The organism is Jiella flava (assembly GCF_017349315.1).
GTDB lineage: Bacteria > Pseudomonadota > Alphaproteobacteria > Rhizobiales > Rhizobiaceae > Jiella > Jiella flava.
The window spans coordinates 394,554-411,784 of sequence record NZ_JAFMPP010000002.1; the positions used below are offsets into that span (position 1 = coordinate 394,554).

Here is a 17,231-nt window from a genome sequence, read left to right on the forward strand (position 1 = left end):
AAGCTGCGAACATAGGGAGGCAGTGATGTACGATGCTCGTTTCATTGCCAATTGGTTTGTGAGCAGAGCCGCCAGCGAAGGCAAGCGTCTCACCATTATGCAGCTTCTGAAGCTGGTTTATATTGCCCATGGTTGGCATCTTGAGATGCGGAAGGCACCGCTGGTCCTCAACAAGATTGAGGCGTGGAAGTACGGTCCTGTGATACCGGATGTCTACGCGGCCTATCGAAATCAGGGCGTGGAGATAACAGCGCCTCTGTCTCTTCCCAGTGGGCAGATTGAGCCCTCGGATCGGCATTTGCTAGAACAGATTTACCAGATCTACGGATCAATGGGCGCAGTCCAGCTTTCGAATCTCACTCATGAACCAGGCGGTCCGTGGGATACCGCAACCCGCCAGCGAGGTTGGTTTGCACCGATCCCGAATGATCTCATTCGGGCACACTACGAGTCTAAACGAGCTGCGGCGAAGAATGTCTGATGTGCCGCCGCAACTCCCTGTAGATGCTCCGCCGTCAGATATCGCCAAAGAGCTCGAGCGGCGCATCGCAGTGCTGGAGACAGCGCGGGATGCGCACAAGCTCTCTCAAGAGGCTCAAGAACGAGATCTCATTATAAAGGAGATCAGGCAACGCGTGATTGTCCGTTGGTCTGCGCTCACATTCGCAGTTTTTGTTGTGGTTTTTCTTGGAATTCTTTTAGTTTCGGCGTCAAGCTGGTTCACGTACTGGAAATTCCTTACTGCCCCGAGTTCGTTAGTAATGGTTTTGTTTGTCGCTCCGATCGCATCGATAACAGCGATAACTATCACAATACTGATCGGTGCTTACCGTCGAAAAGGGGAGGATATGGATGGATCTCCAGTGGCCAATTTGGCGGCTGAAGCGTTTAAGGCGACCGGTGGTCCATCGACTTAATGCAACATGTCTGCGACATGGCATCATTTTATTTATATAAAGCAATGGCCCGCGCTTCATTCCTAATCTGAGGGTCACAGGTTCGAATCCTGTCGGGATCACCAGTGAAATCAATTATCGTCGACGCCGATCGCAGGAATGTTTGACATCGTTTGGGACGTCTCACGGTCTCACGCAGTCTCTGGGCGTTGCATCCGCGAACCCGTTTTTCATTCGGCCACGGCACCGGGCCGCGCGCCGATTGCGGTCTCGGCCATGGCGGGTTTGGCGCGCCGGTTGGCCTTCTTCTCGCGGGCGAATTTTTGCGCTTGGGTCGTCGCGGCCGTGCGTTCCGTTCGATGGCGGCGCAGGTTCCCATGATCCGCTTTGGCGGGCCCAGCCGGGCCCAGCCGTGGGCGACGAACAGCATCGCGTTCAGGCGGCCTTGCCGTCGACGATGACGTGATCGAAATCGCGCGAGCACTTCTCGATGCGGGCCTCGATGCGATAGACCTCGCGCAGCATGTCCGCGGTGATCACCTCGGCGCAGGGACCGCAGGCGCGCAGCCGTCCGTCAACGATGACGATCGCCTTGTCGGCGAAGCGCAGCGCTTGATTGAGGTCGTGGATGGCGATCATCACCAGCATGCCGCGCCGGCGCGCCTCATTCTGCATGAGCTGCAGAACCTCGACCTGCCGGTAGATGTCGAGGGCGCTGGTTGGCTCGTCCATCAGCATGATGTCGGGCGCGCGCACCAAGGTCTGGGCGATGGCGACAAGCTGGCGCTGGCCGCCGGAAAGCGCGTCGAGAGGGCGCTGCCCGATATCGGCGATGTTGAGCGCTGCCAAGACGGCGTCGATCTCGATCAGCTCGGCCTCGTCGACCGTCCAGGACTGCCCCTGCTTGCGGGCGAGCAGGACCGATTCATAGACCGTGAGGACCGCATTCGCGCCGGTATCCTGCGGCATATATGCGATCGCCTTGCCTGCCTTGTCCGTGCCGTCGAGGTGAACCTCTCCCGGTCCGGGTATCAGGCCGGCGATGCGCTTGAACAGCGTCGATTTGCCGGCGGCGTTCGGGCCGATCACCGCCACGATTTCACCGCCCGCAAGCCTGGGAGTGGTGACCGCCGTCAGGGTCTGGCGACGCCCATGGCGGGCCCCGACGTCTTCAAGCCTCAGCGTCACCATGCCCGCCTCATATTGGAAAGGATGAGCGAGAAGAAGAAGGGCACGCCCACCAGTGCCGTGATGATGCCGATCGGAAAGACCACGCCCGGAATCAGCGACTTGGAGACGATCGAGGTCAGAGACAGCAACAGCGCCCCGCAGAGTGCCGCAGCGGGCAGAAAGAATCGCTGATCTTCGCCGACAATGATGCGCGCCATATGCGGGCCGACAAGCCCGACAAAGCCGATCGTGCCAACGAAGCTGACGGGCACCGCGGCAAGCAGCGACACAACCAGCATGGTCTCGAGACGGATGCGCCGGACTTTGACCCCGAAGCTTGCCGCCTTTTCGTCGCCCAGCCGCATCGCCGTCAGCGCCCAGGCGTTGCGGGCAAAGAGCGGCAACGACAGTATCAAGACGGCGAGCGTGATCCCGATCTTCGGCCAGGTTGCCTTGCCGAGGCTCCCCATCGTCCAGAACACCACGGTCTGGAGCGCTTGTTGGGACGCCAGAAACTCGATGAAGGCCAAGAGAGCGTTGAACGTGAAGACCAGGGCGATGCCGAGCAGTACCACGGTCTGGACGCTCGTTCCCCGCGCCTGGGCGAAGAAGTGAATGACGACGGTGGCGATCAGCGCCGTCATGAACGCATAGGCTGGCACCGCATAGTCTGGCGGTATCGGCAGAAATGGCACACTGGCGACGATCGCCAGCGCGGCGCCAAAGCTCGCCGCGGCGGAAATGCCGAGGGTGAAGGGGCTGGCGAGCGGGTTGGCGAGGATCGTCTGCATTTCTGCGCCGGCGGTCGATAGGCAGGCCCCGACCACGATTGCCATGATGGCGACCGGCATGCGGATGCTCCAAACGACCGTCCTGACCACCGGCGAGACACCGCTCGGATCGAACAGCGCCACTGCGACCTGATCGAGGCCGTATCGGGCTGGGCCCCATGCTAAGTCGACACAGAGGGACAGGCAGAGCGCCAGCGCCAATCCCATTAAAATCAGCAATTTGCGACGAGCAAGGGCGCGGTATTGACCGCGCCCCGCCACCGCTACCTCTGCGCTCTCAGCGGCGCTAAGGTGAGCCATCAGCCCTGTCCTTCTTCCGCTCAGCCCTTGGGCCTAATCGACAGCCAATAGCCTGGCTGATAAGGCAGGGGCAGGAACTTCTTGGAGAAGTCGGCGAAGGTGGCATCCGGGTCGAGATCCTTGAACAGGTCCGGATGGAACCACTTGGCCAACTGCTGGATGGCGACGAACTGGTAAGGGCTGTCGTAGAACTGGTGCCAAATGGCATAGACCTTGCCGTTTGCCACCGCCTTGGAACCGGTGAAAGCAGGGTCCTGCATCAGCTTCTTGAGAGCCGCCCGGCCTGCATCAGCGTCCTTGGCTGCATCCGGTCCAACCTTGACGTAATTCGGCATGCCGTGCGCATGCGTCCAGTTGGAGCCGGTCGCCACGATCACGTCGGGATTTGAGGCGATCACCTGTTCGGGATTGATCGTGCCGGAAAAGCTCGGCAGGAAGTCCGAGCCGATATTGCGACCGCCGGCGAGTTCGACCATGAGGCCGAAGTTGCCCGGCCCGAAGGTGGCGCAGCAATCCAAGAGTCCGGCCGCCCGGTACATGAAGACACTCGGCCGCGGCGCATTGGCCTTCTTCAGCACGCTTTCGACCCGGGCGAGCTGCGCCTGCGAATAAGCTGCGACTTCATTGGCACGCTGCTCCTGACCAAAGACCTGACCGAGAATGTGCAGGCTCGGCACGGTGTCCTCAAGGATTTTCTGTCGAAAATCGATGTAGACGAGCTTGATTCCGGCGCTGTCCAAAGCCTTGTCGAAGCCGCCTTCTTCAGCCGCTTGCTTGTTGCCGATGGGCAGGAGGACCACGTCCGGATGCAGCGCGATGATCATCTCAGGCTGCAGCGTGCCGTCAAACAGACTGCCGATGAAGGGAAGGTCCTTCACCTTGGGATATTTAGCCACATAGGCGTTGTAGAGGTCGAGATCAGTCAGCCAAAGATCGTTGCGCCATGCCACAACCTTGGAAAAAGGATTTCCCGACTCGATCGCTGCAATCGCGTAGATCATCCGTCCTTCGCCGAGGACCACGCGGCTGACCGGTTTGTCGAAATGCACCTGCCGCCCGGCGATGTCGGTGATGGTGAAACCTTGCGCCAGAACCGGCGTGACGAAGGCGAAAAAGGCGAATAGGAGGCCTGCGAGGCGTTGCATCATTTTCATTTTGAACCCCAGTCAAAAACTCAATATGTAGGCGCGTATAAAAGCTGACGGTATTAATCAACTACTATTTTTTATAGTAATTCCAATGATTTATAGAAATCAGGGCGAGGGAATCAGCCGAGCATGCGCAGCGTCGAGACAAACTATTCAATTCGTGACGAAATCCGCGACTACTGGTCGATGCGGGCGGCCAGCTTCGACGAGAGTGTCGGCCACGAGATTTTTTCCGAGGCCGAGCGGCGCGGCTGGCACCGCCTGCTGCGCAAACATCTCGGCGCGGGACAGGGCCGGGCGGCGCTGGATTTGGCTTGCGGCACGGCGGTGATTTCGCACCTGCTCGACGATCTCGGCTTCCAGGTGACCGGCGCGGACTGGTCCGAGGACATGCTGGCGCGGGCCAGGCGTAAGGCCGAGGCGCGCGGTGCCGATATCCGGTTCGTCATGCGCGATGCCGAAAACACCATGGAACCGCGGGAAAGCTATGACGTGATCACCAATCGGCACCTGGTCTGGACGCTGGTCGATCCGTCTGCCGCCTTTGCTGAATGGTTCGCTCTGCTGAAGCCGGGCGGAAAGCTTCTGATCGTCGATACCAATCAGGATGCAACCTGCCTGGGCACGCGAATCCGCAAGGCCTGGGAAAAGCTGACCGGCCAGCCGAACGGTGCGGGGGTTGTCACCGATCTGGCGGCTGCCGAGCGCCATCGACGGATCCGAGAGCAGGTCTATTTCTCCGCAATGATGCCGGCCGAGGCCGTGGTGGCGCTGTTGCAAAAGGCGGGATTTGTCGATCCGGTGGTCGATCGGTCGATGGGCGACATCCACTGGGCGCAAGCTCGAAAGATGACGTTGCTCCAGGGCTTCGAGCGGCTCACCCAGGATCGCTATGCAATTTGCGTCACAAAACCCACCGGTTAGCGGGTCTGCGCTGTGGTCGATTGAACGCGGGAAATTGAAGTGTGTGCTCTGATCGCGACGGAATGAGTCCATTTTTCGCGACGGCAGCGTTGGACGGGTGAGCGCGTCTCGCTTCAGGCCGTTGTCTCTTCGATGGTTGACAGCGACGTGCTGATGCGGTCCGGAATGTCGCAACTGATTTTTGTCCTTCGTGGCGGGCGAAGGTTATATGAAAATATTCCTTGACAGCGTCACGGTCCTCCTCTAAGTTGTCGGCATCATCAACACGTTCGTGAGGGGCGCCCGAGGACGTGGGCTTGCTCTTTCGGTTCCGGAAGCCTGGCGCGGCTGATGCCAAGGTCTGGTTCGGCCGCCATGCGTTTGCGGTGACGCAAAGCTGTTCTCGGCAAATGGTCTCGAACATGGTGCTGAGCGCGCCGTGCGCCCGATAGAACGCACAAAGCAAGCGCACTCTGAGTCATTCTCCGCATCGTACGTTGCCGACAATCGAGTCCGATGTTCGGGCCGATGCTGGAGCCGAATATCGCCTTCGATCTTCGGGCTGCTGCCCTGATGAGATGTGGCGCGTCGAGGACTGAATGGCGGAATTGTTGTCGAATCGGCTGTTTGCGCTGCTGTCGCGTGAGGTGGCGCGATTGGAGGCCTGCGGAAAGGAATTTAATCCAAAAAGCGAAGCCGTCGATCAGAACGAGGAGACGGCGCGTCGCAGCGGTGACGGGCGAGCCTCGGAGGCGGGCGGCTCGGCCGCCCGGGCGGCCGCGTCGGGCGGGACGAAAATTGGCTTCAAGGAGCGCGCCGACGTCTTGAGCCTCCTGACTCGCACCTTGGAAAAGCTCTTGGAGCTGCGGGGGCGCGAGGCCCGCGACGGCGACGCGGACGACAGCGAGGTTCAGCGGCTGCGCGATGACTTTATGCGACGTCTTCGGGCGCTGGATGCCCGGCGGCCCGGCGGATCGCGCTTGTTCGACGGGGATGGCAACTACGCTCTCGATGCGGCGGCGGCGCGGCTCTTGGCCGACTTCGAGTCCGAAGCGGCTGAAGACGGAACGTTGGACACCGCCGAGCCGGGCGGTGATGGGGACCGCCGGAGTTTCGATGGCTCGCAATGACGAGGCTCCCGTCGTCGGAGAGGGGCCGGTCGGTGACGGTTCGCCAATGCAAGCGATCGGTTGCGGCAACGCGGCGGAGAGGGAAGAGGGCGACAGCCGATTTTGGGATCGGACCGAGCGGTTGGTCGGGCAAACAAGCGGCCGGGTGTTGGTGGGGGAGACGCCGCCGTGGCTGGCTTTGGCGCGGCCGGCCCAGCTACCGGTGCCGGGGCGCTGGCGGCAATGGCTGATCGTCGGCGGCCGTGGCTCGGGCAAGACGCGGGCGGGCGCCGAATGGGTGAGCGCGATGGCGGCGGGCGAGCCGCCCTTCGCCGAAACTCCGGCGATGCGGATCGGCCTCGTCGCCGAAACCTTGGCCGATGCCCGCGAGGTGATGATCGATGGCGAAAGCGGGCTTCTGTCCGTCACAGGCTACCGGCGGCCGGTCTTTGAGGTCAGCCGGCGCCGGCTGGTCTTTGCCAGCGGGGCGGTCGCGCAGATCTTCTCGTCGGAAGATCCGGACGCCCTGCGCGGCTATCAGTTCGATCTCGCCTGGGGCGACGAATTGGCGAAATGGGTGCATGGCGAGGCCTCATTCGACAATCTGCAACTGGCGCTCCGGCTGGGGCGCGATCCGCGGGCGATCTTCACCACGACGCCTCGGCCGATCCCGTTGCTGAAGCGGTTGATGGCCGACCCGTCGACGGTGACCACCCACATGCGGACGGTGGATAATGCCGGCAATCTGGCGCCGGGGTTTTTCGCCGCGATGACGGAGCGTTACGGCGGTACGCGGCTGGGTCGGCAGGAACTCGACGGCGAAATTCTGGCGCTGCGCGAGGACGCCCTGTTCGATCTCGCCCGCATCGAGCGCGAACGCTGTGCGGTGCCGGAGAACCTCGGCCGCATCGTCGTCGCGGTCGATCCGCCGGCAAGCGCCCATCAGCGCTCGGATGCCTGCGGCATCGTCGCGGCGGGGCGCGGCCCGGACGGCACCATCTACATCCTCGCCGATCACAGCCGGCGCCGGGCCAAGCCGCATGAATGGGCGCGGGCGGCGATCGGGCTCTATCGGCAGTGGCAGGCCGACCGGATCGTCGCCGAGGTCAATCAGGGCGGCGACATGGTCGAGGCGGTGATCCGCGCCGTCGAACCGGACACGCCGTTTCAGGCGGTGCGCGCAAGCCGCGGCAAGTGGCTGCGGGCCGAGCCCGTCGCGGCGCTCTACGAACGCGGCCGGGTGCGCCATGCCGGGCGGTTTCCGGAGTTGGAAGACGAGATGGCGGATTTCGGCCCCGACGGCCTGTCCGGTGGCCGCTCGCCCGATCGCCTCGACGCCCTGGTCTGGGCTGTCAATGCGCTCGCCGGCGACGGCAGCGGCCCCCGAATTCGCGAACTTTGAACCCTTCGGCGGCCTGTCCGCCAATCGTGACGGTATCGGAGACAGGCATGAGTCTTGTGCGATCCATGGCCGATTGGCTGGGGGCGGGGCGTCGGCGCGCGGCCGAGCGCACCGCGCCGGGCGCCCACGAAGCGAAGGCCGCGACGCCGGTGACCGGCACGCTGATCTTCACCGGCGGCGGCGATCCGGTGTTCACCGAGCGCTCTTTCCCCTCGCTCGCCCGGACCGGCTTCATGCAGAACCCGGTGGTCTATCGCTCCGTGCGGCTGATCAGCGAGGCCGCAGCGGCGATTCCGTTGGTTCTTTACGACGGGGCTGAGGAGGTCAGCGCCAACCGGCTGCTCGATCTTCTGCACCGGCCAAACCCGATGCAGAGCACTTCGGCCTTCATCGAGGCGATCTGCGGCTTCTTGCTCATGGCCGGCAACGCCTATGTCGAAGCGGCGATGTTTGGCGGCGAGATCAAGGCGCTGCACGTTTTGCGGCCGGATCGCATCCGGGTGATCGAGGGCGATGACGGTTGGCCGGTCGCCTACGAATACCGGGTCGGGTCGACCAGCAAACGCATCGCCGCCGAGGGTGAGGCGGGCACGCCGTCAAGCCTTTTGCACTTGGCTCTGTTTCATCCCCTCGCTGATCTGAAGGGCTATCCGCCCCTCGCCAGCGCGCAGGCCGCGCTCGATCTTCACAACGCCGCCGGCCGCTGGAACAAGGCGCTGCTCGACAATTCGGCCCGCCCATCCGGCGCGCTGATCTATAAATCGGAGGGCGGCGCTAGCCTCTCGCCCGACCAGTTCGCCCGGCTGAAGAGCGAACTCGAAACCGGCTATGCAGGCGCTGTCCGTGCCGGCCGGCCGCTGCTGCTCGAAGGCGGGCTGGAGTGGAAGGCAATGGCGCTGACGCCGAAGGACATGGACTTCATCGAGGCCAAGAACGGCGCGGCCCGCGACATCGCGCTCGCCTTCGGCGTGCCGCCGATGCTGCTCGGCATTCCGGGCGACGCCACCTACTCGAATTACGCCGAGGCGAACCGGGCGCTCTATCGGCTGACGGTGCTGCCGCTGGTCAAGCGGATCAGCGGCGCGCTCGGCGACTGGCTCGGCGCGCATCTCGGCGAGCCCGGATTGCGGCTCGGCTTCGATCTCGACGCGGTGGAGGGGCTGTCGGCGGAGCGCGAGGCGCTGTGGACGCGGGTCGGCGCGGCCGATTTCCTGACGCGGGCGGAAAAGCGGGAGGCGGTCGGCTATGGCGCCGAGGACTGAACTGGCCGCGCTGCACCGACGCTTTGCGGCGACGCCATCGCCGCCGCCGCCGCTTCTATCCGGCTACGCGGCGCTTTTCGGCGAGATCGATCTTGCCGGCGACCGAATCGAGCGCGGCGCCTTCAGCGCCTCTTTGCTGCACCGGCAGCCGGGCGATGTCCGCATGCTTTGGCAGCACGATCCCGCCCGGCCGATCGGCCGCTGGCAGAGGATCGTCGAGGACGAGGTCGGTCTCTTCGTGCTCGGCCGCTTCGCGCTCGGCACCCAAGCCGGACGCGAGGCGGCGGGGCTCGCGGCGGCCGGCGCGATCGACGGGCTGTCGATCGGCTTTCGCACCCGGCTCGCCCGGCGGGCCGCGGCCGGAGCGCGGCGCCGCCTGGTCACCATCGACCTTTGGGAAATTTCCCTCGTTACCTTCCCCATGCAGCAGCGGGCGCGGCTGACGCTCGTCGCCGAACCGGCGGCCTGAAGGCAGGGGCGGAGCTGAACACCGATTATCGATCACAGAGGAGACAGGATATGGACGAAACCGCGATCGCCGGCTTCGAAACGAAGGCGCTTGCCCCTGAGATCCGGGGCCTCCAGGACGATATGATGCGAACCTTCGAGAGCTTTTGCGAGGCCAATGACGCCCGCCTCGACGCCCTCGAAAAGCGGATGGGCGAGGATGTCGTCACCGCCGAGAAGGTGGACCGCATCGCCGCCGCGCTCGACGCGCAGAACCAGCGGATCGAGCGTTTGACTCTGAAGGAGATCCGCCCGGCGCTGGGGCAGAGCGGGCCGCGCGGCGAGGATGCCGTCAGCGAGCACAAATCGGCCTTCGAGCGCTATGTGCGCGGCGGTGACGAGGCGCCGCTGCGGCGCTTTGAGGAAAAGGCGATGTCGAGCCTGACCGGCGCCGACGGCGGCTTTCTGGTGCCGGACGAGACCGAGGCCGAGATCGGCCGCCGGCTCACCGCGATCTCGCCGATCCGCTCGATTGCCGCGGTGCGCACCGTGTCGACGGCCGTGCTGAAAAAGCCCTTCGCCATCTTCGGGGCCGAAAGCGGCTGGGTCAGCGAGACCGCCACGCGTGACCAGACCGCCGCGCCGCAGCTGGCCGAACTCACCTTCCCGACGATGGAGCTTTACGCCATGCCGGCGGCGACCAGCGCGCTGCTCGATGATGCGGCGGTCGACATCGATCGCTGGATCGGCAGCGAGGTCGAGCAGGCCTTCGCGGCGCAGGAGGGCGCGGCCTTCGTCACCGGCGACGGGGCCAACAAGCCGAAGGGCTTCATGAGCTATTCAACCGTTGCTGAAAGCTCCTGGGCCTGGGGCTCGGTCGGCTTTGTCACGACCGGTGCCGATGGCGCTTTCGCCAGCGATGGGGCCGCCGATGCGCTGATCGAACTCGTCTATGCGCTGAAGGCGGGCTATCGGCAGAACGCCAGCTTTGTGATGAACCGGCGCACCCAGGCGAGCGTGCGCAAGCTGAAGGACAAGGACGGCAGCTATCTCTGGCTTCCGCCGGCCTCGGCCGGGGGGCGGGCGACAGTGATGGGCTTTCCGGTGGTCGAGGCCGAGGAGATGCCGGACATTGCCTCGGGCAGTCTCGCCATCGCCTTCGGCGACTTCGCGCGCTTCTATCTGGTCGTCGATCGCCAGGGCGTGCGAGTGCTGCGCGATCCCTATTCGGCCAAGCCTTACGTCCTCTTCTACACCACCAAGCGGGTCGGCGGCGGCATCCAGGATTTCGACGCGGCCAAGCTGCTCGAATTTTCCGCCTGAGCGGTCGGGCATTGCGATTGCCATGATCAGGCCCGGCCCAGCGGCAGGGCCCTTCAATGCTCACGCATCGGCCGGAAAATCGGAGTCGATTTTCGGCAAAGCCCGATGTGTCGCTTTCATGATGGAGAGCGCCCTTTCTGCGTCCTGTTGGACGCACGGCGCTCGATCGGAGACGAGCCATGACGACGATCGATCTTGGCACTTCGGCCGCCGAGCCGCTGACGCTCGCCGATGCGAAAGCCTGGGCGCGGATCGAGCGAGACGACGAGGACGACCTGATTGCCAGCCTGATCACTGCCGCGCGGCAGACGATCGAGCGCGAGACCGGCCTGGCGCTTTTGCGGCGCAGCTTCAAGTTGCTGATCGATCCGGTCCCGACGGATGGCCCCGTCGCGGCAACGCGCCGGCCGCTGGTCTCGATCGACGCGGTTGACGCCTATGATGCGACCGGCGCGCCCGTCGGTTTTGACGTGGGGACGGCGATCATCCCCGATCTGCCGGGGATCGACGCATTCTATCTGACCCCGATCGTGATCGCGGCGGCGGTGAACGGCGTCGAGATCGATTTTACCGCCGGCTTCGGCCCCAACGGTTGTCCCGCCGACCTGCTTTTGGCGATGAAGGCCATGGTCGCCGCCGGCTATGAGGCGCGGGCGCTGGTGCCGTCTGGGGAAGCGGCTGGTCTGCGGCCGGCGATCGCGGCGCGGCTGCTGGCCCCCTATCGACAGGCGAGGCTCTAGATGGCGCCCCTGTTTCTCGATCCCGGCCTCTTCAACCGCCGCGTTGCGCTCGATCAGCCGGTCATTGCCGCCGACGGCGCCGGCGGCGGGACGACGGACTGGCAAGAGCTGCGGGCGGTTTCCGTGCGCATCGAGCCGGTGTCGGTGACGACGCGCGAGCGCTTCGATCAGCGCGAGGCGATGATCACCCACCGGGTGCTGATGCGCGCCAACGCCGTGGTCAAACGCGGCATGTCGTTCCGGCTCGGCGCGCGGCGGCTGGTGATCGTCTCGGTGCACGATCCGGACGAGAGCGGCCGCTATCTCGTCTGCCGCTGCGAAGAGGAGCGCTGAACGATGCGCTTCACGGTCACTGTTCGTCATCGGGCGGTGCAGGCATCGTTTCGACGCTTCGTCGAGGCCGCTCTTTCCCGGCGCTTGAGAATGGTAGGCAGCGCGACGCTGAGGTCGCTTCCGTCTACATCGAACCTTACGGAGACGCCGGAAGGCCGCGCGCTGCTTGCCGATCCCTTCGCCGAATCCGCGTCGTCGGGTGAAGACCGGAGGCCGGACGACAAGGTCGCGAAAAAGTTAAAACCCTGGCGTTGAACTTGTATCGATTCCCATCATTTCAGGGTATATTTCACAGCGACAAGTTTCGTGAAAGCGGCGTCGTGAAAACGGGATGGAACGATGGCTCATCCGAGCGCTGAGTTACAGGAATCGATCTTTTCCGCCTTGTCGTCCGATCCGGCGCTGACGGCGCTGCTCGGCGGGCCGAAAATCTTCGACCGGCGGCCCGAACAGGCGAGCTTCCCCTACCTGACCCTGGGGCGCACGGCGGTGGTCGACTGGTCGACCGGCACCGAGGATGGCGCGGAGCACATTCTCACGCTGCATGTCTGGGCGAAGGGCGGCGGCAAGGCCGAGACCTACGAGATCATGGACAAGGTCGCCACCACGCTGAACGACGCGGCCCTGCCGCTCAAGGACTATCACCTCGTCAATCTGCGCCTGCAATTTGCCGAGGCGCGGCGCGAGCCGGAAACGGCCGCCTATCACGGCATCCTGCGGTTCCGGGCGGTGACCGAACCGCTCGCCTGAGGTGTGGAGCGTGTCAATCTTGCGCAGGGATATATAGCTTGTTAGCTTGTCGTGAGTTTGGTCCGTGCAAGGCTCGCACATGTCGTAAGCGAGTTCATCGAACGGGGGAATTTCGATGGACGACGAGCAGGCCTATTTTTATTACTATGTGCTGCGTATGGAGGCGAGGAAATCCGTTGTCGATGCGTTAAATCGCCGGATTAAAACTTCCGATCATCGATCGCGGTGGCGCGGAATAACGTTGGCTTCAGTAAACGAGGAGTCAGTTGATTACGCTCGACGAGAGTGGTCGAAAAACTATTCGGTCGGAGGTTTTCAAGGCTTCAAGGACAGCTGGGAGCGATTAAATTATAAGTTTAAAGCGATACCATCACATTTCAATATCGCTGTTTGGCAAAGTTATGAGGACGTAAAAGTCCTTCAAGGCATGGCGCTTGGGAAGCCCTCGCGGGGTAAGACGCATCTGACCATTAACTGGCTTGAAAGGTCTTATGTGACACCGTATTTTCGGGGCGGCGTGATGCTTCCTATCCTGGCGTGTGCCGAACAATATGCGAAACTCTTGCGGTGTGAACGCGTTCTGGTTAAAGACGCGGCAGATCCGAATGAGTTTTCAAACTATGGATACAATCCATATAGCGCACTCGGCCGGGGCTATATCGCAAAGGAGTTACGGGATGGCACAACTGATGGACAATGACGCTGTAGCGCATGTGAGTGACGCTCTGGCTTTTGCGTTCGCGCGCGCCAATGAACGTGTCAACTCCTCTGGGATTATGAATTCGGTTCCTTTAATCGACTCTATCGATCAGGCGGCCTGGGATTCCTGGGACGCGACGGATGAAAATCCCATTGTCTGCGACTCAAGCGGCGTGCTGGATCTTGAGGAAGATTCAAAACAAGCTGCATAGTCAGCTTTTGGGTATAATTCTTTAGAAAGGCGGTCCTTCGGGGCCGCCTTTTTTCGTGGCCGCAGTGGCGGCCGGACCGAGCACGGGACACGCCGATGAGCGCGCAAAAAGGCAAGGATCTCCTCCTCAAGGTCGACGCCGAGGGGCAGGGCAACTTCACCACCATTGCGGGTCTGCGCAGCCGGCGCATCGCCTTCAATGCGGCCACGGTGGACATCACCGACAGCGAAAGCGCCGGGCGCTGGCGCGAGCTCCTCGGCGGGGCGGGCGTCCAGCGCGCGGCGCTGTCGGGCTCCGGCATCTTCAAGGACGCGGGCTCGGACGCAACGCTGCGGCAGATCTTCTTCGATTCCCGCGTCGTGCCATTTCAGGCGGTGATCCCGGATTTCGGCACGGTGACCGGACCCTTTCAGGTGACGGCGCTCGAATATGGCGGCGAGCACGACGGCGAGGTGACCTTCGAGGCGACGCTGGAATCGGCCGGCGCGCTCGCTTTCGTGGCGGCCTGACCATGGCCGTCAACCGGCGCCGGGGCGAAGTGTCCGCGATCATCGACGGCAAGGAGCGCCGGCTCTGCCTGACCCTTGGCGCACTCGCCGAACTGGAAGATGCGTTTGCCGCCGGCGATCTTGGCGCGCTCGCCGATCGGTTTCGCGACGGCCGGCTGTCCGCCCGCGATCTGACGCGGATCATCGCGGCCGGACTGCGCGGTGCCGGCGAGGCCGTCAGCGACGCCGATGTCGCGGCGATGCCGATCGAAGGCTCGGCGGCCGGGGCAGCGACGATCGCCGTCGCGCTTTTGGCCGCTGCCTTCGGAAGCGACGAGGAGGCGGCCGGGGCGGGCACGGCAAACCCTTGACCGCCGGCGCCTGCCCAGGGGCAGCGCCCGGGCCTGAAACTGAGACCGAGCCAGCACGGCCCGCCGTGGTGATCGCCTTCCCGTGGGAGGACGCGATGGCCTTCGGCTTCGGCGTGCTCAAGCTTTCCTCCGCCGCCTTCTGGAGTCTCACCCCGCGCGAACTGGCCAGCGCCGCCGGCCTTGGCCGGCACGTTGGCATCGCGCCTTCGGCCGCCGATCTGTTGGCCCTGATGCGCCGTTTTCCCGACGAGGCGCGGTGAGCCGCGCCGATCGCAACCACGAGATCTGACGATGCACGACGACGAAACCTTCACCGTCGCGGTCAAGGCCGATACCAGCGGCGTCGACCGGGCGCTCGGCGACTTGTCGAAACAGGCGACGCGCTTCGGCCATACGCTGACCTCGGCCTTCGCCGAGGCCGTCACCGGCAGCCGTTCCCTCGACGGCGTTCTGAAACATCTCGGCGAAAGCCTCTCCAAACTGGCGCTCGAGGCCGCCCTGAAGCCGCTCGGCGAACTCGCCTCGAACCTCTTTCGCCAGCTCTTTTCCATGTTGGGATCGAGCCTTGGATCAGGGCTCGGCGGGGGGCTGGGCGGCGGCGGGTTGTCGTCGGTGCATTTCGCCAAGGGCGGCGTTGTCGCCGCGCCGCAATATTTTGCGACGGACGGGCGCGTCGGGCTGATGGGCGAGGCGGGCGCCGAGGCGATCTTGCCGCTGCGCCGGGGCGCCGACGGCAGTCTTGGCGTTGCCGCGCCTGGCGGCTCCTCGGCACCCAACATCGTCTTCAACGTGAAGACGCCGGACGCGCCGAGCTTCACTCGCGCCGAAGCCCAGATCCAGGCGATGCTGACCCGGGCGGCGCTGCGCGGCCGCCGGAGCCTCTGACGATGGCGCTCGCAAGCTTCAGCGAGGCGCGATTTCCGCTGCGCGTCGCCTTTGGCAGCAGCGGCGGCCCGGAGCGGCGCACCGACATCGTCCGCTTGTCCACCGGCTTTGAGACCCGCAACCAGCGCTTTGCCCGCTCGGTGCGCCATTACGATGCGGGCTCGGGGCTGAAGAGCCTCGCCGATCTTTCCGCCGTGCTCGAATTCTTCGAGGCGATGCGCGGCAAGCTCATCGGCTTTCGCTTTCGCGATCCGCTGGATCATACGTCCGCGCCGCTGGGGGCGAGCGTGACGGCGCTCGATCAGGAGATTGGCGTCGGCGATGGCGCGACCACCCGCTTTGCGCTTTGCAAAGCCTATGGCACAGCCGACAGCGCCTATTCTCGGCCGATCGAAAAGCCTGTCGACGGCAGCGTGCTGATCGCTCAAGGCGGGGTGGCGATGGCGACCGGCTTCACGGTCGACGCGACGAGCGGGATCGTCAGCTTCGCGGCGCCGCCGGCCACCGGCACGCCGATCACCGCCGGGTTCGAATACGACGTGCCGGTGCGCTTCGACATCGATCAGCTCACCATCAATGTCACCGCCTTTCAGGCCGGCGACATTCCCAATATTCCGCTGATCGAGGTGCGGCCATGAGAGCTTTGCCCCCCGGCCTTGCCGCAGCGACAGAGCACGCGGTGACGACGCTGGCGACCTGTTGGCGGCTGACCCGGAGCGACGGCGTGGTTCTCGGTTTTACCGATCATGACGCCGCGATCACCTTTGATGGCACGCGCTTTGAGGCGGCAAGCGGTCTTGGCGCCAGCGAAACCGAGACGGCGCTTGGCCTCGAGGCGACGACGGCGGAGGTGCAGGGTGCGCTCTCCTCGGCGCGGATCGACGAGGCCGACATCGCCGCCGGCCGCTTCGACGGCGCGACCATTGAAACCTTCGTCGTCGACTGGCGCAATCCGGACGCCCATGTGCGGATCGACGTCGCCGATCTCGGCGAGGTCCGGCGCGGCGATGTCGCCTTCACCGCCGAGCTGCGCAGCGTCGCAGCAAGGCTCGAAGCGGTGCGAGGCCGGCTCTATCGCCGGCGGTGCGATGCGGTTTTCGGCGATCAGCGCTGCCGTTTCGAGGTTACCTCTGCGCCTTACACCGCCTCGGCCGCGGTTTCGGACATGGGCCGCGGCTGGGTCGAGACCACCGCGACGCTTGGCGTCACCCCGGAGCACTACGCTTTCGGCCGGCTGACCCTTCTGACCGGGGCGGCGAGCGGTTTGGCCACCGATCTTCTGGCGGCGAGCGCGTGCGCCACCGGCGCCGTGCGCTTCGCTCTCAGCGGGCAGATCGCGGCGCCGATTGCCATCGGCGATCGCTTCGCGGTGGTGCAGGGCTGCGACAAGCGCTTTGCCACCTGCCGCGATCGCTTCGGCAATGCGGCGAACTTTCGCGGCTTTCCGCATATTCCGGGCGCCGATGCCGGGTTCGCTGTCGCCAAGAAGGGCGATCGTCTCGACGGCTCGCCGGTGGTGCCATGAGCCTTTCCACGGACAAAGCGTCCGCGACGTCGCCGCCGGACGGCGCGTCGGATGCGCTGCGCTCGAAAGTGCTGACGATCGCCCGCAGCTATCTCGGCACGCCCTATCGCCATCAAGGTTCGACCCGCGGCGTTGGCTGCGACTGCCTCGGCCTGTTGCGTGGCGTCTGGCGGGAGCTCTACGGCGCCGAGCCGGAGACGCCGGGGCCTTATGCGGCAAGCTGGGGCCTCAAGGCGGGCGATGATCGCCTGTTGCTCGCGGCCGGCCGTCACCTTCGCCCGCTGGCGCTTGGCGGGGCCTTGCCCGGCGATGTGCTGTTGTTTCGCTGGCGCCCGTTTGCCCCGGCGTCCCATTGCGCGGTGATCGACGAGGATGACCGCATCATTCACGCCTATGAGGGCGCGGCCGTCGTCTCGACCGCGCTGCCGATCAGTTGGCGCAAGCGCATCGCCGGCGCCTTCCGCTTTCCGGAGTGAG

At 64.4% G+C, this 17,231-nt stretch carries 24 protein-coding genes; 21 read left to right on the forward strand and 3 right to left on the reverse strand.

The window, feature by feature from the left end; translation table 11 throughout:
* Window positions 1-25 precede the first annotated feature (25 nt).
* The gene (locus J1C48_RS04450) at window positions 26-481 is read left to right on the forward strand and encodes a Panacea domain-containing protein (RefSeq protein ID WP_207256503.1); all 456 of its coding nucleotides are present in this window, start codon (window positions 26-28) and stop codon (window positions 479-481) included.
* Complete coding sequence (locus J1C48_RS04455) at window positions 474-917, forward strand: hypothetical protein (protein ID WP_207256504.1); 444 nt, start codon at window positions 474-476, stop codon at window positions 915-917. Before J1C48_RS04450 ends, J1C48_RS04455 begins: the two co-directional genes overlap by 8 nt.
* Before the next feature lie 414 nt (window positions 918-1,331).
* Here the strand turns inward: J1C48_RS04455 and J1C48_RS04460 are convergent, their stop codons facing one another.
* Genes J1C48_RS04460 through J1C48_RS04470 form a run of 3 tightly spaced genes read right to left on the reverse strand, consistent with a single transcriptional unit; the run spans window position 1,332 to window position 4,311 of the window.
* Complete coding sequence (locus J1C48_RS04460) at window positions 1,332-2,087, reverse strand: ABC transporter ATP-binding protein (RefSeq protein ID WP_207256505.1); 756 nt, start codon at window positions 2,085-2,087, stop codon at window positions 1,332-1,334.
* Window positions 2,081-3,157 (reverse strand): FecCD family ABC transporter permease, encoded by a 1,077-nt coding sequence (locus tag J1C48_RS04465; protein WP_207256506.1) that lies wholly within the window; start codon window positions 3,155-3,157, stop codon window positions 2,081-2,083. The genes J1C48_RS04460 and J1C48_RS04465 overlap by 7 nt, the downstream gene beginning before the upstream one ends.
* Before the next feature lie 20 nt (window positions 3,158-3,177).
* The gene (locus tag J1C48_RS04470) at window positions 3,178-4,311 is read right to left on the reverse strand and encodes an ABC transporter substrate-binding protein (RefSeq protein WP_207256507.1); all 1,134 of its coding nucleotides are present in this window, start codon (window positions 4,309-4,311) and stop codon (window positions 3,178-3,180) included.
* A gap of 123 nt (window positions 4,312-4,434) precedes the next feature.
* Here J1C48_RS04470 and J1C48_RS04475 point away from each other — a divergent pair, with 123 nt between their 5' ends.
* From J1C48_RS04475 to J1C48_RS04565, 19 genes are all read left to right on the forward strand, one after another.
* Window positions 4,435-5,229 carry a class I SAM-dependent methyltransferase gene (locus tag J1C48_RS04475; RefSeq protein WP_207256508.1) on the forward strand — a complete coding sequence of 265 codons (795 nt, stop codon included), beginning with the start codon at window positions 4,435-4,437 and terminating at the stop codon, window positions 5,227-5,229.
* A 578-nt stretch (window positions 5,230-5,807) separates the two neighbouring features.
* Window positions 5,808-6,338: a hypothetical protein gene (locus tag J1C48_RS04480; RefSeq protein ID WP_207256509.1), complete on the forward strand. Its 531-nt coding sequence runs from the start codon at window positions 5,808-5,810 to the stop codon at window positions 6,336-6,338.
* Window positions 6,325-7,719, forward strand: a complete 1,395-nt coding sequence (locus J1C48_RS04485) for a DNA-packaging protein (RefSeq protein ID WP_231081572.1) — start codon at window positions 6,325-6,327, stop codon at window positions 7,717-7,719. Before J1C48_RS04480 ends, J1C48_RS04485 begins: the two co-directional genes overlap by 14 nt.
* Before the next feature lie 47 nt (window positions 7,720-7,766).
* A complete protein-coding gene (locus J1C48_RS04490; protein WP_231081573.1) occupies window positions 7,767-8,981 on the forward strand; it encodes a phage portal protein in 1,215 nt (404 codons plus the stop codon).
* Entirely contained in the window at window positions 8,965-9,450 is a 486-nt protein-coding gene (locus tag J1C48_RS04495; RefSeq protein ID WP_207256510.1) for an HK97 family phage prohead protease, read from the forward strand. Before J1C48_RS04490 ends, J1C48_RS04495 begins: the two co-directional genes overlap by 17 nt.
* Window positions 9,451-9,500: 50 nt before the next feature.
* A complete protein-coding gene (locus J1C48_RS04500) occupies window positions 9,501-10,751 on the forward strand; it encodes a phage major capsid protein (protein WP_207256511.1) in 1,251 nt (416 codons plus the stop codon).
* Between the two features lie 179 nt (window positions 10,752-10,930).
* Complete coding sequence (locus tag J1C48_RS04505; protein ID WP_207256512.1) at window positions 10,931-11,491, forward strand: head-tail connector protein; 561 nt, start codon at window positions 10,931-10,933, stop codon at window positions 11,489-11,491.
* Window positions 11,492-11,824 carry a phage head closure protein gene (locus J1C48_RS04510; RefSeq protein ID WP_207256513.1) on the forward strand — a complete coding sequence of 111 codons (333 nt, stop codon included), beginning with the start codon at window positions 11,492-11,494 and terminating at the stop codon, window positions 11,822-11,824.
* A gap of 3 nt (window positions 11,825-11,827) precedes the next feature.
* The gene (locus J1C48_RS04515; protein WP_207256514.1) at window positions 11,828-12,079 is read left to right on the forward strand and encodes a hypothetical protein; all 252 of its coding nucleotides are present in this window, start codon (window positions 11,828-11,830) and stop codon (window positions 12,077-12,079) included.
* 84 nt (window positions 12,080-12,163) lie between these two features.
* Window positions 12,164-12,574, forward strand: coding sequence for a DUF3168 domain-containing protein (locus J1C48_RS04520; RefSeq protein ID WP_207256515.1), 411 nt, complete (start codon window positions 12,164-12,166; stop codon window positions 12,572-12,574).
* Window positions 12,575-12,689: 115 nt separating this feature from the next.
* Window positions 12,690-13,274: a hypothetical protein gene (locus tag J1C48_RS04525; RefSeq protein ID WP_207256516.1), complete on the forward strand. Its 585-nt coding sequence runs from the start codon at window positions 12,690-12,692 to the stop codon at window positions 13,272-13,274.
* Entirely contained in the window at window positions 13,252-13,485 is a 234-nt protein-coding gene (locus J1C48_RS04530) for a hypothetical protein (RefSeq protein WP_207256517.1), read from the forward strand. Before J1C48_RS04525 ends, J1C48_RS04530 begins: the two co-directional genes overlap by 23 nt.
* 95 nt (window positions 13,486-13,580) lie before the next feature.
* Window positions 13,581-13,994 (forward strand): phage major tail protein, TP901-1 family, encoded by a 414-nt coding sequence (locus J1C48_RS04535; RefSeq protein WP_207256518.1) that lies wholly within the window; start codon window positions 13,581-13,583, stop codon window positions 13,992-13,994.
* A gap of 2 nt (window positions 13,995-13,996) precedes the next feature.
* Window positions 13,997-14,344, forward strand: coding sequence for a gene transfer agent family protein (locus J1C48_RS04540; protein WP_207256519.1), 348 nt, complete (start codon window positions 13,997-13,999; stop codon window positions 14,342-14,344).
* Window positions 14,345-14,409: 65 nt separating this feature from the next.
* Entirely contained in the window at window positions 14,410-14,604 is a 195-nt protein-coding gene (locus J1C48_RS04545; RefSeq protein WP_425523481.1) for a rcc01693 family protein, read from the forward strand.
* 31 nt (window positions 14,605-14,635) lie between these two features.
* Window positions 14,636-15,229, forward strand: a complete 594-nt coding sequence (locus J1C48_RS04550; protein ID WP_207256520.1) for a phage tail tape measure protein — start codon at window positions 14,636-14,638, stop codon at window positions 15,227-15,229.
* 2 nt (window positions 15,230-15,231) lie between these two features.
* Window positions 15,232-15,867 carry a DUF2460 domain-containing protein gene (locus J1C48_RS04555; protein WP_207256521.1) on the forward strand — a complete coding sequence of 212 codons (636 nt, stop codon included), beginning with the start codon at window positions 15,232-15,234 and terminating at the stop codon, window positions 15,865-15,867.
* Window positions 15,864-16,754: a DUF2163 domain-containing protein gene (locus J1C48_RS04560; protein WP_207256522.1), complete on the forward strand. Its 891-nt coding sequence runs from the start codon at window positions 15,864-15,866 to the stop codon at window positions 16,752-16,754. Before J1C48_RS04555 ends, J1C48_RS04560 begins: the two co-directional genes overlap by 4 nt.
* The gene (locus tag J1C48_RS04565) at window positions 16,751-17,230 is read left to right on the forward strand and encodes an NlpC/P60 family protein (protein WP_207256523.1); all 480 of its coding nucleotides are present in this window, start codon (window positions 16,751-16,753) and stop codon (window positions 17,228-17,230) included. Before J1C48_RS04560 ends, J1C48_RS04565 begins: the two co-directional genes overlap by 4 nt.
* Window position 17,231 lies beyond the last annotated feature (1 nt).